Origin of the sequence: Arthrobacter sp. H20, from assembly GCF_000520515.1 — a bacterium.
Classification (GTDB): Bacteria; Actinomycetota; Actinomycetes; order Actinomycetales; family Micrococcaceae; genus Arthrobacter_D.
Genome location: NZ_KI914737.1, coordinates 7,574 through 23,279 on the forward strand (window position 1 = coordinate 7,574; position 15,706 = coordinate 23,279).

Consider the following 15,706-nt stretch of genomic DNA (forward strand, 5'->3'; position numbering starts at 1 on the left):
ACCGGCGGCCCCCCGCTATACCGAGGCGCGCCTCGCCGCCGCTGCCCTCACGATGACCGATCATCTTGACGAAGACGTGGTGGACTTCGTTCCCAACTACGACAACCAACTTATGCAGCCTGAGGTGCTGCCGGCGGCCTTCCCCAACCTGTTGGTCAATGGCGCCACCGGCATTGCCGTCGGGATGGCCACCAACATGGCCCCCCATAATCTTGGCGAAGTGATCGCAGCAGCCAGGCACCTGATCGCACACCCCGACGCCGGACTCGATGACATCATGCGCTTCATTCCTGGTCCGGACCTGCCGAGCGGCGGCAAGATCGTGGGGCTCGACGGAGTGCGTGATGCCTACACCACCGGCCGCGGGTCCTTCAAAACCCGTGCCACGGTGGGGATCGAGCAGCTCTCTGCCCGGCGCACCGGCCTGGTAGTGACCGAACTCCCCTACACGGTGGGTCCGGAGAAAATCATCGAGAAGATCAAGGACGCCGTCACGTCGAAGAAGCTGCAGGGCATCTCCGACATCGTTGACCTGACCGACCGGCGCCACGGGCTCCGCCTGGTGATCGAGCTCAAGAATGGTTTCAACCCCAACGCAGTGCTGGCTCAGCTGTACCGGTACACCCCGATGGAGGATTCCTTCGGGATCAACAATGTGACTCTTGTTGAGGGGCAGCCGCGGACCCTAGGGCTGGTAGAACTGCTGCAGGTGTACATCCTGCACAGGCTCTCGGTAGTCCGCCGTCGCACCGCCTACCGGCTGGGCCGCAAGAAGGACCGGCTGCACCTGGTCGAGGGCCTCCTGATAGCGATAGTTGATATCGACGAGGTCATCCAGATTATTCGTTCGTCGGACGAGTCAGCCCAGGCCAGGGAACGGCTGATGTCGATCTACGACCTCAGTGAGGTGCAGGCCAATTACATCCTCGAACTGCGGTTGCGGCAGCTGACCAAGTATTCGCTGATCGAGCTGGAGAAGGAACAGGACGAGTTGCGCCGCGAAATCGCCCTCCTGGAAGAACTGCTCGGGTCCGAGGAACGGCTGCGGGCACTCCTGTCGGAGGAGCTCGCAGAAATAGCCGAGAAGTTCGCCACCCCCCGGCGCACCGTGCTGTTGGAGTCGGAATCCAGCGCTCCCTTGAAGGGCACAGTGATGCCAGCTGCCGTCGTCCCGGGTGGGAAGGCAGCGCCGCTTCCGCTGGAGATTGCCGACGATCCCTGCTGGGTGATCCTGTCGGCGTCTGGACAGCTGGCACGCACCTCTGACCAGGAACCGTTCGGTGAAGGTGGGCAGCGGATCAAGCATGACGTCTTCCGCTCGGTGATCCGCTCCACCGCCCGGGCCGAGGTGGGGGCTGTCACCTCTGCCGGTCGGATGCTGCGTCTCCAGGTGATGGACATGCCCGCTCTGGCCCCCACCGCAGGGACTCCCAATCTGGCGGGCGGCGTTCCCGCCCAGGAGTTCATGACCCTCGGTCCCGGCGAGACCCTGGTGGGTCTGGCACCCTTGGACGCGGTGATCGCATTGGGCAGCTCCCAGGGCGTGGTGAAGCGTGTTACCCCTGAGTACCCGCTCAACCGGGACGAATGGGAGATCATCTCGCTGAAGCCAAAAGACGAAGTGGTGGGCCTGGCAGCGGCGGCTGAGACGGACGAACTGGTGTTTGTCACCGCACAGGCACAGCTCCTGCGTTTTTCGGCGTCGGCGGTCCGGCCCCAAGGCCGCACCGCAGGGGGGATGGCGGGTGTCAAGCTCGGGCCCGGGGACTCGGTTATCCACTTCGGCGCCGTCCGCGCCGAGGACCCGGCCGCCGTCGTGGTGACGATCGCTGCAGCGAGCGGAGCACTGCCGGGAACCACTGCCGGGTCAGTCAAGGTGACCGATTTCGCCGAGTACCCCGCCAAGGGCAGGGCTACCGCTGGGGTCCGCGCCCACCGATTCCTCAAAGATGAAGATGTCCTCCTGCTGGCCTGGGCAGGGCACGGCCCTGCCAGGGCTGCCGCAGCGTCAGGTGTGTCAAGGGCACTCCCGACCGAGCACGGCCGGCGCGACGGTTCAGGGGTGGCGCTCAGCCAGTCGGTCGACGCGATCGGGCCCAGCCCGCAGTAGGACTAGATCGGTAGTTCGTACACTCTGACCCGGTGGGTGGGTTGGTACCCTAGACGCTCGTAGAGACCGAGTGCGCCCGACGGGTTTTCGGTATCCACGCCCAGCCCGGCCTGCTCCATCCCGTCAGCTTTGAACCGACGCATCGCCTCGGCCAGCAGTGCCGGGGCGAGGCGGAGGCCACGCCACTTCCGACGCACGCCCAGGAGGTCGGTATAGCCCTCCGTGTGACCGAGCATCTCCCTGGACGCCGGATCGAAGCTTGCCAACTGGTACGCGGCTACCTCGCCCGTTCCTTCGTCCACCACGGCCAGGCTCCAGTCAGGCCTGAATTCAGGGTGAGTCACCGTGAATCGCCAGGATTCCTCGTCACGCGGTTCACTCCCCCAGTGGTCCTGGAACGCCTCGTTGTGGGCCAGCCGGACCGCCTCAGAGAGGGCGTCAGAGAACGTGACGATCTGCAGACCAGCAGGGATCTCCACCGCGGGAATCTCGGCCTGCAAGGCGCGGGTCATTTCAGTGAAATATCGCGCAACTGAGTTCCCGGTCACCTCCATCAAGGCGAGCTGCGACGGCACCCTCTCCTCAGCATAGGTGCGGAGCACCCCCGCCGCCGCGCCGTCGTCGTCCAGGCGGCGTCGGGCCCGCCCCGTCTGCCAGCCGTAGAGCGCTGCACCGATGCCCCGGCGACGCCAGTCGGGATCCACGCCACCCGTGCTGTGGACCACTGTGGATCCGGGGTTCCGCTGGATGGCGCCGACGGCCCGTGGCACTCCCGCGTCGTCGAGCCCCAGGATGGTGTCCTTCGTTGGGTCGGTCTTCGACGACTCGATAATCCGTTCAAGGTCTGCGCGCTCTTCCACCCAGTCTGGCTCGTCTACCTTGGCCATGCGAAGGAGCAACTCCAGCCATGGACCAACGTCGTCAGAGGTGATGGGGCGCCACTGCAGGGGCGTCCCGGTGGGAAAGTGGTCTGACGCTGACTTAGTCATGGCAAAAGCGTAGAGCACCTCCATGACACCTTCCACTGACTCACCGGCCGGTGGTCTCTTCTACTGGATGTAGAACCTTCGTGAAAAAGGGAGTAGATTTAGACAGTAACCCCCTAACGAAACAAAGGACGATCATGGCCACCCTCGGAGAACTTGAACGCACAGTGATGGACCTGCTGTGGGGCACCCCCGGGGCGCTGACCGCAAATGCGCTGCGCGATTTGCTGGCGCTGGCTACTGACGAGGCCGTCGGCAAGGAACTTGCCGTGACAACTGTCCTCACCGTCCTGTCGAGGCTTGAGAAAAAGGGGCTGGTGGAGCGTGAGCGCGAGACCCGCCCGCATCGCTACCGTGCGATCACCACCCGGGAGGAACACACTGCCGAGTTGATGCACGAGGTCCTCGTCACCGCTCCAGACCGGGAAGCCGTGCTGGCACGGTTTATTGGGAGCGTTTCCGACAGCGAGGCACAGGCTCTGCGCAAACTGCTCGGCAGCTAAGGCGATGTTTTGGGCCGCCCACTTGTTGGCCGGGCTCGCCGTCGTCCTCGCTTGGCCAGCGCCCGTGGTTCTGTCGCGGGCGAAGTGGCCTGCCCGGGCGCCCTTTACCGCCATGATCCTCTGGCAGGCAATCGCTCTGGCCGGCGGACTCTCAATTATTGGCGCCATGCTCGTGTGGGGGCTCGATCCCCTGGGGGATAATCTGTTGGAGGCGCTGGGCCAGCTGGGTGACATAGCTTTTACCAACCAGCCTGCCGGCACTCTCGGTCTGCTACACGTTTTCGCCCTCAGCGCTGCGGGCCTGTTGACCGCCCACCTGGTCTTCACCCTGCTCCTGACCTACGCCAAGATCAGGGGCCAGCGCAAGCGACACCGCGACATGCTGAACCTGCTCAGTTCCCCAGCAGTGAACCGGCCGAGAACACTGGTCATCAACTACCCCACCCCGGTGGCCTACTGTCTACCGGGCGGTGCCCGCTCGGTGACTGTCCTCTCGGACGGACTGCTTAACCTTCTGACTGCCGCCGAGCTCGACGCGGTGCTGGTTCATGAGCGCGCTCACCTGCATCAGCGTCATCATCTCCTCCTCTGGGCGTTTGCTGCCTGGCGTGCCGCGCTGCCCTGGCTGCCCACCTCCCAGTTGGCGCAGAAGGCAGTCAACGAACTCATCGAGATGCTCGCTGACGACGAAGCGCTCAAACAGGTTCGTGAGCCCGACCTGGCCCGTGCCATAGCGATAGTCGCCTCCGGATCGCTGCGTGATCCGTGTGGCGACTACACGCCCGAGGACGCGCTGGTGGCTGTCGCCCTGACGCCCGGCACACTGGTTGGCCAGGACACCGGTGCCACCGTCATCCGGATTCAACGGTTGCTCGCTCCGCAGCCTGCACTGTCGGTTCTGCAGCAGGCCGCTGCGCTCGGCACCTCGGGCCTGTTGCTCGGTGCTCCTAGCCTGCTCCTCATCGCCCCCTGGGTGCTGGGCTAGGGCAGGCGAACCACTCGTCAGGCGTCGATGCGCTCCCGGTCCAGGGACGCGGCGCCCGCCACAATGAAGTCCTTGCGGGGGGCAACATCGCTGCCCATGAGAAGGTCGAATACGCGCTCTGCTGATTCGGCTTCCTGGATCCGCACCCGCCTGAGCGTGCGGTGCCTCGGGTCCATGGTGGTTTCGGCCAGTTGCTCGGCGTCCATCTCTCCGAGCCCCTTGTACCGCTGGATTGGCTCCCTGTAACGTTTGCCCTGCTTTTCCAGCTCGGAGAGGAGCCTGGTGAGTTCCTGCTCGGAGTACGTGTAGATGGTGTCATTGGCTTTGGACCCGTGGTTCACCACCTCCACCCGGTGTAGCGGTGGTACGGCGGCGAAGACCCTCCCGGCATCGACCAGGGGCCGCATGTACCTGAAGAACAGGGTGAGGAGCAGAGTACGGATGTGGGCACCGTCGACGTCGGCGTCAGTCATCAGGATCACCTTCCCATACCGGGCGGCGTCCAGCTGGAAGCTCCGCCCTGAGCCGGCTCCCACCACCTGGATGAGCGCACCACACTCGGCGTTAGCGAGCATGTCGCCAACCGAGGCCTTCTGCACGTTCAGGATCTTGCCGCGGATAGGCAACAGCGCCTGATAGTCGGAGGACCGTGCAAGCTTGGCTGTGCCGAGCGCACTGTCGCCCTCAACGATGAACAGTTCAGAGCGCTCGACGTCGTCAATACGGCAGTCGGCCAGCTTGGACGGCATCGAAGAGGTCTCCAGCGCGTTCTTGCGCCGCTGAGTCTCCTTGTGCACCCTGGCCGAGATCCGGGACTTCATCTCGGCGACAACCTTTTCGAGCAGCAGGGCGCTTTGCGCCTTGTCACCACGGGCAGTGGAATTGAGTTTGGCGAGGATTTCTTTCTCCACCACCTTGGCCACAATGGCCCGCACTGCTGAAGTGCCCAGGATTTCCTTTGTCTGACCCTCGAACTGGGGTTCAGCGAGCCGTACTGTCAGCACTGCCGTCAGCCCGGCGAACACATCGTCCTTTTCGATCTTGTCATTGCCAGCCTTGAGTTTCCGAGAATTCGCCTCGATCACCTTCCGGAAGGACTTGAGGAGGGATTGTTCGAATCCACTCTGGTGGGTCCCCCCCTTTGGGGTGGCAATGATATTGACAAAGCTCTTAACAGTGGTGTCGTAGCCAATCCCCCAGCGCAGGGCGATGTCCACCTCGCAGTCCCGCTCCACCTCGGCGATCTCACTGTGGCCGTTTTCTCCCAGCACCGGCACCGACTCTTTGAACCGTCCGGATCCGTGCAGCCGCCAAATGTCGGTGACGGCGCTGTCGGCGGCGAGGAAGGTGGTGAACTCGGAGATCCCTCCGTCGTGCTGGAAGACCTCTTCCAGCGGCCCGGCTTCGGCTGCTGTCCCGGCCAGTCGTCGCTCGTCGCGGAGGGTAATCCTTAGCCCCGGTACCAGGAAGGAGGTCTGACGCGCGCGCGCCTGCAGTTCCTCGTAGGAGAACTTTGCGTCGGGGGTGAAGATTTGCCGGTCCGCCCAGTACCGAATCCGCGTGCCGGTCACCCCACGTTTGGTGGTTCCAACGACCTCGAGCCGTGAGCTCTCGAGGAAGGGCTCAAACTTGGCAGTTGGTGAGGGCGTTTTCGCATCAAGGAACCGCCCTGGTTCGCCTCGTCTGAAGGACATCTGATAGGTCTTACTACCTCGGTCCACCTGCACATCCAGGCGGGCGGAGAGGGCATTGACCACGCTGGCCCCCACACCATGAAGGCCGCCGGAGGCCGTGTAGGAACCTCCACCAAACTTTCCACCGGCGTGAAGCTTAGTGAATACCACCTCAACTCCGCTGAGGCCGGTCTTCGGTTCGGCGTCAACGGGTATGCCGCGGCCGTCGTCGTGAATTTCCACCGATCCGTCAGGATGAAGAATGACTTTGATGCTCTGACCGTGACCGGCAAGGGCTTCATCCACCGAGTTGTCAATGATTTCCCACAGGCAGTGCATCAATCCACGGGAATCAGTTGAGCCGATATACATACCAGGCCGCTTGCGGACTGCCTCAAGACCTTCCAGAACCGATATGTGCCGGGCGTTGTATTCAGTGCTTGGTGGCGCCACGTTGGATGAAACTCCTTGGCCGGTAGGACAGGCGTGAGGCGGCACCGACAGCCGATGCGCCGCGCCGGATCCTTCCGACGCACCCTTCAAGCATATTCCCCTCGTGCTGTCGCGTTGCGTAGGCAGGGCGGTGGTACGCCATCAAAGCTGGGGTGGCGCGAGGCAGTGCTACGCGCTCAGCGAAAGATCACCCAGCTTGCGATGGATCGGCAACGAATAGTGGTTATATGAACTACAGGAACCACTAAGGAGGCAATCATGACAACAGCAGTAGCAACCCGCGAAATGACCGCGCTGGACCGCTGTGACCGCTGCGGAGCCCAGGCCTATGTGCGCGCAGTTCTTCAGTCCTCCGGTGGTGAGCTGCTCTTTTGTGGCCACCATGCGCGTTCCGTCGAGTCGAATCTGAGGCCGCTGACGTCCGAGTGGCAAGATGAGACCAACCGTCTGCATGCAGCACCGGGACCGGCAAGCGAAGACTAAGACTGTGAACAAGGGTTAGGAAACTATCCCTGGATCGAAAAGGACCCCCGCACTTCACAGTGCGGGGGTCCTTTTCTTCGAGCCTCGGGTCTCGATCCAGGCCTGGTACTAGTCCAGGTAGTCGCGCAGCACCTGGGACCGGGATGGGTGGCGTAGCTTGGACATTGTCTTCGATTCGATCTGACGGATGCGTTCTCGGGTCACACCGTAGACCTTGCCAATTTCGTCTAACGTCTTCGGCTGCCCATCAGTAAGACCGAAGCGCATGGCTACGACTCCCGCTTCGCGCTCCGATAGGGTGTCGAGCACCGAGTGGAGCTGCTCCTGCAGCAGGGTGAAGCTGACAGCGTCGGCAGGGACCACTGCCTCCGAGTCCTCGATGAGGTCGCCGAACTCGGAGTCGCCGTCTTCACCCAGCGGGGTATGCAGGGAGATGGGCTCGCGGCCATACTTCTGGACCTCAACGACCTTCTCGGGGGTCATGTCCAATTCGAGGGCAAGCTCTTCAGGCGTCGGTTCCCGGCCAAGATCCTGGAGCATCTGGCGTTGCACGCGTGCCAGCTTGTTGATGACCTCGACCATGTGGACCGGAATACGGATGGTCCGTGCCTGGTCAGCCATGGCGCGCGTGATCGCCTGGCGGATCCACCAGGTGGCGTAGGTAGAGAATTTGAAGCCCTTGGTGTAGTCGAACTTCTCAACCGCACGGATCAGGCCGAGGTTGCCTTCCTGAATGAGGTCCAGGAACAGCATCCCTCGTCCGGTGTAGCGCTTGGCCAGTGAGACGACGAGGCGCAGGTTAGCTTCCAGCAGGTGGTTTTTCGCACGCTTTCCGTCATGGATAACCCATTCCAGCTCGCGGCGCAGCTTGGGATCAATTGGCTTCGCTGCGTCCTTGTCAGCTGCCAGTTTTTCCTCGGCAAAGAGGCCAGCTTCAATACGCAGCGCAAGATCGACTTCCTGCTCCGCGTTAAGGAGCGCGACCTTACCGATCTGCTTCAAGTAGTCCTTGACGGGGTCAGCAGTTGCACCAGCTGAAATTACCTGTTGGGCAGGCGCATCGTCGTCATCAGCGTCAGAGTAGACAAAACCGGATCCGGCCTTGGTCTCAGCCTCGGCGGCGGCACGCTCGGTCGTTTCCGCGGGCTCAACAGCATTTCCGGCGGCGTCAAGCTCTGGATTGTCGTCCTCAACCTCGGCGGCAGCGTTCTGGGCTGCGGCAGCCTTGGCTGTCCGCGCTGACACAGTCTTCGCGGTAGCGGTCTTCGGTGCCGCCTTCTTGGGGGCGGCCCGGCGTTTGGTGGTCGTGGCCCCGGGTTCTGTTACATCCGGTGCAATTGTCTTCTTGGCCGACACAGAGAACCTTTCATACGGCGTCTGTGATGCTGCCAAGGGGGCAACATCACTATGACCCTGTCAAGTCCGTGATTGATTTCAAACGGATAGACGGGGCTTTCCTCACTGTGAGGAACCGTCCCGACGCCTGTACTATTCCCACACCACCCGCAAGGGATGGTCGGCTGAAAGCACAGAACACCATTTGACACACGAACCCGACCGGGTCTCGATACCTATTGTCGCACGATTCACTGACTTCGATAAATCAGCCGCCTCCCTGGAGCAGCCGGCTCCCCGCAGCCTATGCGGGGTGCGGCAGGCCGTTGTGCCATGCCAGTTCCCCGTCACGAGACCACTCGGCCAGCATGCCTCGAGCCACTACCTCCTGAAGCAGTTCCGCCAGTGAATACCCGGGCTCTTCCTCAAGGGCCCCGAGTAGGTACATGTGCGCCCTTGACCCCCTGCCGCGGGCCCATTCGATCCAGCCAAGCATGGTCAGCAGAGCGGCACGCGACTCTCCACCGGCAACGGCGGATAGCCGACTGAGCAAGAGGTGGGCGGCATCAACCCGTTCCCATAGCAGCGGGCCTCGGTGTTGCCCAATCAATACGTCACAGAACCCGCGGGTATGTGACTCATCCGGAGCGTGGCTGGTGGGTGGTAACGATTGGCCCGGCTCCAGGCCAAGCAGTGCCCAGGCACCCGGCGGCAGATAGGCGGCGCCCCGACCGGACCGCCCCAATCCGTTTCCTACCGCACCTCCCAGCGCTGCCTCCCACCCCAGTGCCGCCAGCACCAGCACCGTGTCCCGCAGCGTTCGGGAGCCCAGCGACGCCAGCAGATGGGCAGCCACCTCGGGATCCTCGAGCCGGACGGCCGCTGTTGAGTGGACCAGGAGGCAATCCCACACCGCAATGGTGGCAACCAATTGCGCAGTGGATGTCCAGCGCCGCCCGAGCATGACCCGCTGACCCTGGCAGAGTCGGTCAAGGGCTACCGGGTCCGTCCACGGTTCAGGAGTATCGGTTTCCATCGCTGCACTCAGTGATGAAGCAAAACTGCTGCCACGGAAGACCAGTTCAGCGTTCAAGGGACTATCCAGAACGCTCTCCAATGGGTGTCCTGGCCATGGGCAACACGACTGGCTATCGCAGAAATAGTCGCGCCATGCAGTGGCGGTAACCAGCCAGCCGTCGCGCAGCTGAAGACCGGTTGCCTTCAGGCAAACCCTGAGGCAGTGAACCAGTTCCAGCCTGGGAGGACTTTCGGCCTCCTTCCACGGGTCGCTGGTGTAGAGAACCAGCAGCGAGCCGTCGGCCGACGTGTCCGCGGCGAGAATGGAACAGACTCCCGCTGCGTACCCCTCGGGATCCTGGTCATCCTCCGGTAGGTCGACACGCAGGGTGGCACCCACCCGCTTGCCACACATGGTGAGCAGGACCAGGCTTTCCCTGGGCTGAAAACCCAGGGTATGCGGGATGTAGCTGAGGATGTCAGCTGCCGAGGTGACCTTGTACGGCGGTTCTGGCGGGGCGGGGGTCGGAGTCATGGGACTAGCATCGCCGCTACGTTAGGGCTTCCACCGGGATGGCACAGCTATGTGGGCAAAGTCCTCAGGTCGTCACCTGTCGAGGACGAGTCGTGTGCCGGTAAACACCGAGGCACTACGTTGTCGCGTCTCCGTTGGCGGGATCGCCGTCAGCGGATTCCCCGTCTGTAGACTCTGGGCCCGCGGTATCGGCGGCCTTCCGATCCTCTTCAAGCAGCTGCACTGACTCGCCGGCCGCCTGCGGGCTCGCCAGGTAAGCCTCGACCGCGGCGCCAATCTCGTCGGCGTCGGCCAGCTCACTGTTGTCCTTGACCAGAAGTGACCGCCGCTCGGCGCTTCCGGCACGCTCGTCGTAGCGCGTCTCCAACGTTGCGACGACTCCCCTCACCTCTGCTGAGCCGTCGACCTGGCGGGCAATCTGACGTTCCACATCCCGGCCGGCCTCGCGCAGTCGATCGGTCGGGAGCACTAGCGACGCCGAGGCGCCCAGGTACTCAAGGGCAGTAACTGCCGCGGGAGGGTATTCGGCTTCGGCAAGGTAGTGAGGAACGTGCACCACGTAGCCGACGACGTCGTGCCCTGATTCAATCAAGCGAAGCTCAAGCAAGTGGCCCACCGACGCCTGAAGCTCAGCCGTCGGACGCCACGTATTCATTCCCTCGATCAGGTCTGAGCGGTTGCCGTGCACTGTCACCCCGAGGGGGCGGGTGTGCGGGACGGGCATCGGGATCGAGTTGATCCAGGACACCAGCGGCACCTCGAACCGGTCCACGAGCCCGGTCACGGCACTGATGAATCGCTCCCACTGCAGATCCGGCTCGAATCCGGCGAGCAGAAGAAACGGCACCCCCATCCCGTCAAGGACTCGGTGGAGCTCAAGCCGGGGCGGGTGGTAGTCAGCGAGGTGGTCCTCAGCAAAGGTAATCCGGGGCCGCCTGCTGCGGTAATCGATCAGCTGGTCAGCGTCGAAGACCGCCACCAGTTCGTGATCGAGCGTGGTGAGCATCTCCTCGATCACCTGGGACACCACGTGTCCCGCGTCGACAAAACCGGTGAATCCAGCGAGAAGAGGAAGACCCCGCAACTGCTCGCCGTTTGTCAGGTCGGCAGTTGCGTTGAATAGAGTCTCTGGATTGAGCATTTCCCCTCCTGACAGGTTTGCGGCATTCATTACCCGGTACAACGCCGGAGGGCCTCACATTCATTCCGCCCGGCGCCTGGTTCCTATACAGACTACGATCGATGATGGAACGGCGCGGCATTGCGCGCCCGGCCACCAATCTGTCCAGCACATGGAAGTGAGGAACACACCCAGTGAATATAGCCAGCGAACTCAAGCTGACAGCCGTCACCAAGGACTCCAAAAAGACCGCCGGCGACGCCCTGATAATCGGCGTCGGCCAGCAGCCCGAAGGACCAATCCTACTCGGCTCCCCGCTCTCCGCTAAGGACGCGGCAGCACTCGCCGATTCCCTGCCGATGCTCGGGATCACCGGAGGCGCCGACGAAGTACGTCGGCTGCCCGGGCTCGAGGGCACCACAGCCGAGGTCCTCGTGCTGACTGGAGTAGGCCGCCTGCCAGCGGACGGAACCATTACGCCCGAGGCACTTCGCCGTGCAGCAGGGGCAGCAGTCCGGCAGCTCATCGGACTCGATGCGGTAACGATCGCACTGCCTGCACCAACAGTCGCCGACGCCGCAGCAGTTGCCGAGGGCGCAGCAATGGGCGCCTATTCCTTCACTGAGCACCGCTCGGCGCGGGCAGCCAAAGACGGCTCACCTGCCAAGCAGCCGGTCAGCAGCGTCACCATCGTGACTCCCGCTGCGCAGGACAAGTCGTTGAAGGCAGCTCTGAACCGGGCCTCCATCCTGGGCCGCGGAGTCAACATCACCCGGTCGCTGGTCAACCAGCCGCCCAGCCACCTGTACCCGGAGACCTTCGCTCAGGCCGCCAAGGACCTGACCAAGGGGCTGCCCATCAAGGTCACTGTGCTCGATGAAAAGCGACTGGAAAAGGACGGCTACGGTGGAATCCTCGGCGTCGGCAAAGGCTCCTCGCGCCAGCCCCGACTGGTCAAGGTTGAATACTCCCCCAGCTCGGCGAAGAAGAGTCTCGCGCTTGTCGGCAAGGGCATCACCTTCGACTCGGGTGGACTCTCACTGAAGCCAGCCGCGGGAATGCAGACCATGAAGCTGGACATGGCGGGAGCCGCCGTTGTCCTGAGCACTGTGCTCGCCATCGCCGAACTGGGGCTACCCGTCAAGGTGACCGGCTGGCTGTGCCTCGCCGAGAATATGCCGTCGGGAAGCGCCCAGCGTCCGTCAGATGTCATGACCACCTATGGCGGCCGCACCGTCGAGGTACTCAACACCGACGCCGAAGGCAGGCTGGTGATGGCTGACGCGCTTGCTGCTGCAAGTGAAGAAGCACCGGACGCCCTCATCGATATCGCTACCCTTACCGGCGCGCAGATGATTGCGTTGGGGCGCCGCGTGTCGGGCGTGATGGGCGACGACGAGGTGGTTGATGCAGTCAAGTGTGCCGCCGACCGGTCAGGTGAACTGTTCTGGCCAATGCCCCTGCCAGAGGAGCTCCGCCCGAGCCTCGACTCGCAGGTAGCTGACATCGCAAACATCGGCGAGAAGTTCGGCGGCATGATGACCGCGGCAGTCTTCCTGCGCGAATTCGTGGGCGAAGTGAACGGTCGCAAGATCCCGTGGGCGCACCTGGACATCGCCGGCCCGGCGTTCAACGAGGGCGCAGCCCACGGCTATACGCCAAAGGAAGCCACAGGAGTAGGTGTCCGCACCCTGCTGGCCTACGCCGAGGATCTGGCCACCGCAGCTAAGTAAGCCTGCTGGGCAGTTCCACCAGTGACATTGGGTGAGACTGCCCACATCGGGGCGAAGACTGCCCTTCATCAAGTGGATGCTGGCCAGATCTGGGGATAGGGTAAGTCCTGATCACACCAAGCATTCCGCCAAAATCATCAACCGACGGGCACACCAACCCGTCACAGATTACGCGAGGGAGCGTCCAAGTGGCCGATACGGCAGCTGCGCAAGAATTCGACATCCTAATTCTGGGCGGGGGCAGCGGTGGCTATGCCGCAGCACTCCGAGCCGTCCAGCTGGGATTCACAGTGGGACTCATCGAAAAGGGCAAGCTCGGGGGAACCTGCCTGCACAACGGGTGTATTCCCACTAAGGCCCTCCTGCACTCGGCCGAGGTCGCCGACACCGCACGCTCCGCCGGGAAGTACGGCGTCCAGGCGACGTTCGAGTCAATCGATATGCCAGCCGTCAACGCCTACAAGGACGGCATAGTTGCTGGCAAGTACAAAGGTCTGCAGGGACTGATCAAGTCCAAGGGCATCACGGTGATTGAGGGTGCCGGTAAGCTCACGTCCACCAAAACGGTTGACGTGGACGGCACCTCCTACACTGGCAAAAACATCATCTTGGCAACCGGTTCGTACTCCCGTACCCTCCCCGGCCTGGAGATTGGCGGGAAAGTCATCACCTCCGATCACGCGCTCACCATGGATACCCTCCCCAAGAAGGCAATTGTGCTGGGCGGCGGTGTGATCGGCTGTGAATTCGCTTCGGTCTGGAAATCCTTCGGCGTCGACGTCACCATCATCGAAGGTCTCCCTTCCCTCGTCCCCAACGAGGACGCCACCATCATCAAGGCGTTCGAGCGGGCCTTCAAGAAGCGTGGCATCAACTTCACCACCGGCACCTTCTTCGAGAAGGTCGAGCAGAACGACGATGGAGTCGTCGTCACACTGGTGGATGGAAAGACCTTCGAGGCAGACCTGATGCTGGTCGCCGTCGGCCGCGGACCCGTCACCGACGGGCTCGGCTACGAGGAGACCGGAGTCACTATTGACCGCGGCTTCGTCATCACCGACGAGCGGCTACACACCGGCGTCGAGAATATCTACGCGGTCGGCGATATTGTTCCGGGCCTCCAGCTTGCGCACCGCGGGTTTCAGCAGGGCATTTTCGTCGCCGAAGAGATCGCCGGGCTGAAGCCGGTCGTCGTCGAAGACGTTAACATCCCGAAGGTCACCTACAGCGAACCCGAGATCGCCTCAGTTGGCCTGACCGAGAAAGCCGCAAAGGAAAAATTGGGTGAGGACAAGGTTCTTACCCACGAGTACAACCTCGCTGGCAACGGCAAGACGTCGATTCTTGGCTCGGCCGGGCTCGTAAAGCTCGTGAGCGAGAAGGATGGACCAGTTGTTGGTGTCCACATGATCGGCACCCGAATGGGCGAGCAGATCGGTGAGGCACAGCTGATCGTCAACTGGGAAGCCTACCCTGAGGACGTGGCCCAGTTGATCCACGCGCATCCCACCCAGAACGAAGCACTGGGCGAAGCCCACCTGGCGCTGGCAGGCAAAGCCCTACACGGATAACCGTGCACTAAGCTCGAAACTAAGCGTTCCACCAGCATTACTCGCAACCTCGGCTCGAAGGTGCCGGGTCCTCCCAAGGGTCCGGCACCGCACAGCACTAACTATTCAGGAGAAACGGGGACACTATGTCTGAATCCGTCAACTTACCCGCCCTCGGCGAAAGCGTCACCGAGGGCACCGTCACCCGCTGGCTCAAGGCCGTCGGCGACCGAGTCGAGGTTGACGAGCCCCTACTCGAGGTGTCAACTGACAAAGTCGACACCGAGATCCCCTCGCCAATCGCCGGGGTCATCGAGGAAATCCTTGTAGCTGAGGACGAAACCGCTGAGGTCGGGGCGCCCCTCGTGCGCATCGGCGATGGATCGGGCAACTCGGACGACTCTGACGCGTCGGGGGATGCAGCCGAGGAGCCAGCAGCCGAAGCCGGAGAGCCCGCAGCCGAGGAACCAGCAGCCGAGCCTGAGCCCGAACAGGAGACACCCGAGCCCGAGCCGGCGTCGGCTGAGGCTAGTGCTGAGTCAGAGGACGACTCGTCAGGCGGCGAGAGCACCGAGGTAACGCTTCCCGCCCTGGGCGAGAGCGTCACCGAGGGAACAGTGACCCGGTGGCTGAAGGAAGTGGGCGACGACGTCGAAATGGACGAGCCTCTGCTCGAGGTTTCGACTGACAAGGTCGATACCGAGATCCCCTCCCCCGTGGCCGGAAAGCTACAGGAAATCCGGGTCAGCGAAGACGAGACAGCCGAAGTCGGCGCAGTGCTCGCTGTCATCGGGTCGGGCGGATCCGCCCCAGCGAAGGCCGAGGGTGGCGCAGAGCCAGTCGCCGCGGCTTCTTCCGAGGAGCGCGAAGAGCCAGTAGCCGAGCCAGCCAAGGCCGAAGAAAAGCCTGCTGAGACTGAAAAGCCCAAGCCAGCGGCACCCACGGCTGCCGAAGAGAAGCCCGATGAAGCGAAACCGGCTGAGAAGAAGGCTTCAGGGCACAAGCCAGCTGAACAGAAGTTCTCCGGCGAAAAGTCATCGGGATCCGACGCCGCTTACGTCACTCCGCTGGTCCGGCGCCTCGCCAATCAGCAGGGCGTCGATCTGCAGTCGCTCACCGGAACCGGAGTGGGCGGTCGGATCCGCAAGCAGGACGTGCTGGAAGCCGCCGAGGCAGCCAAAAAGTCAACAGAACCGGCAGCACCGGCATCGGCGGCAGCCGCC

At 63.0% G+C, this 15,706-nt stretch carries 12 protein-coding genes; 7 read left to right on the forward strand and 5 right to left on the reverse strand.

Going from position 1 to position 15,706, the window contains the following annotated elements:
* On the forward strand, positions 1-2,110 hold a 2,110-nt coding region (locus tag Y703_RS19600), incomplete at its 5' end, for a DNA gyrase/topoisomerase IV subunit A (protein WP_035764876.1).
* A gap of 2 nt (positions 2,111-2,112) precedes the next feature.
* On the opposite strand, the gene Y703_RS0111735 is transcribed toward Y703_RS19600, so the two are convergent.
* Positions 2,113-3,099, reverse strand: coding sequence for a GNAT family N-acetyltransferase (locus tag Y703_RS0111735; RefSeq protein ID WP_026552845.1), 987 nt, complete (start codon positions 3,097-3,099; stop codon positions 2,113-2,115).
* Positions 3,100-3,233: 134 nt separating this feature from the next.
* On the opposite strand from Y703_RS0111735, the gene Y703_RS0111740 reads away from it, so the two are divergent.
* Together Y703_RS0111740 and Y703_RS0111745 are read left to right on the forward strand one after the other, a co-directional pair.
* Positions 3,234-3,599, forward strand: coding sequence for a BlaI/MecI/CopY family transcriptional regulator (locus Y703_RS0111740; RefSeq protein ID WP_026552846.1), 366 nt, complete (start codon positions 3,234-3,236; stop codon positions 3,597-3,599).
* A gap of 4 nt (positions 3,600-3,603) precedes the next feature.
* Positions 3,604-4,584: a M56 family metallopeptidase gene (locus Y703_RS0111745; RefSeq protein ID WP_026552847.1), complete on the forward strand. Its 981-nt coding sequence runs from the start codon at positions 3,604-3,606 to the stop codon at positions 4,582-4,584.
* A gap of 17 nt (positions 4,585-4,601) precedes the next feature.
* Here Y703_RS0111745 and Y703_RS0111750 read toward each other — a convergent pair whose 3' ends face one another.
* Complete coding sequence (locus Y703_RS0111750; protein ID WP_026552848.1) at positions 4,602-6,710, reverse strand: DNA gyrase/topoisomerase IV subunit B; 2,109 nt, start codon at positions 6,708-6,710, stop codon at positions 4,602-4,604.
* A gap of 258 nt (positions 6,711-6,968) precedes the next feature.
* Here Y703_RS0111750 and Y703_RS0111755 point away from each other — a divergent pair, with 258 nt between their 5' ends.
* Positions 6,969-7,193, forward strand: coding sequence for a DUF7455 domain-containing protein (locus Y703_RS0111755; RefSeq protein ID WP_026552849.1), 225 nt, complete (start codon positions 6,969-6,971; stop codon positions 7,191-7,193).
* A 108-nt stretch (positions 7,194-7,301) separates the two neighbouring features.
* On the opposite strand, the gene Y703_RS0111760 is transcribed toward Y703_RS0111755, so the two are convergent.
* From Y703_RS0111760 to Y703_RS0111770, 3 genes are all read right to left on the reverse strand, one after another.
* A complete protein-coding gene (locus tag Y703_RS0111760) occupies positions 7,302-8,531 on the reverse strand; it encodes an RNA polymerase sigma factor (RefSeq protein ID WP_253908030.1) in 1,230 nt (409 codons plus the stop codon).
* 301 nt (positions 8,532-8,832) lie between these two features.
* On the reverse strand, positions 8,833-10,080 hold the full coding sequence (locus Y703_RS0111765) for a DUF4192 domain-containing protein (protein ID WP_026552851.1): 1,248 nt from the start codon (positions 10,078-10,080) through the stop codon (positions 8,833-8,835).
* Positions 10,081-10,195: 115 nt separating this feature from the next.
* A complete protein-coding gene (locus Y703_RS0111770) occupies positions 10,196-11,221 on the reverse strand; it encodes a proteasome assembly chaperone family protein (protein WP_026552852.1) in 1,026 nt (341 codons plus the stop codon).
* Between the two features lie 173 nt (positions 11,222-11,394).
* Between Y703_RS0111770 and Y703_RS0111775 the strand changes: the two genes are divergently transcribed.
* The 3 genes from Y703_RS0111775 to Y703_RS21630 all read left to right on the forward strand — a co-directional run.
* Entirely contained in the window at positions 11,395-12,933 is a 1,539-nt protein-coding gene (locus Y703_RS0111775) for a leucyl aminopeptidase (protein WP_035764860.1), read from the forward strand.
* Between the two features lie 188 nt (positions 12,934-13,121).
* Positions 13,122-14,504: a dihydrolipoyl dehydrogenase gene (lpdA, locus tag Y703_RS0111780; protein ID WP_026552854.1), complete on the forward strand. Its 1,383-nt coding sequence runs from the start codon at positions 13,122-13,124 to the stop codon at positions 14,502-14,504.
* A 125-nt stretch (positions 14,505-14,629) separates the two neighbouring features.
* Positions 14,630-15,706: biotin/lipoyl-containing protein (locus Y703_RS21630; RefSeq protein ID WP_035764864.1), on the forward strand; the 1,077-nt coding region annotated here is incomplete at its 3' end.

Bases quoted from the DNA above. Each gene is read 5' to 3' on its own strand.
- Y703_RS0111735 (WP_026552845.1), bottom strand. From the start codon at position 3,099: ATGACTAAGTCAGCGTCAGACCACTTTCCCACCGGGACGCCCCTGCAG.
- Y703_RS0111740 (WP_026552846.1), top strand. From the start codon at position 3,234: ATGGCCACCCTCGGAGAACTTGAACGCACAGTGATGGACCTGCTGTGG.
- Y703_RS0111745 (WP_026552847.1), top strand. From the start codon at position 3,604: ATGTTTTGGGCCGCCCACTTGTTGGCCGGGCTCGCCGTCGTCCTCGCT.
- Y703_RS0111755 (WP_026552849.1), top strand. From the start codon at position 6,969: ATGACAACAGCAGTAGCAACCCGCGAAATGACCGCGCTGGACCGCTGT.
- Y703_RS0111765 (WP_026552851.1), bottom strand. From the start codon at position 10,080: ATGACTCCGACCCCCGCCCCGCCAGAACCGCCGTACAAGGTCACCTCG.
- Y703_RS0111770 (WP_026552852.1), bottom strand. From the start codon at position 11,221: ATGCTCAATCCAGAGACTCTATTCAACGCAACTGCCGACCTGACAAAC.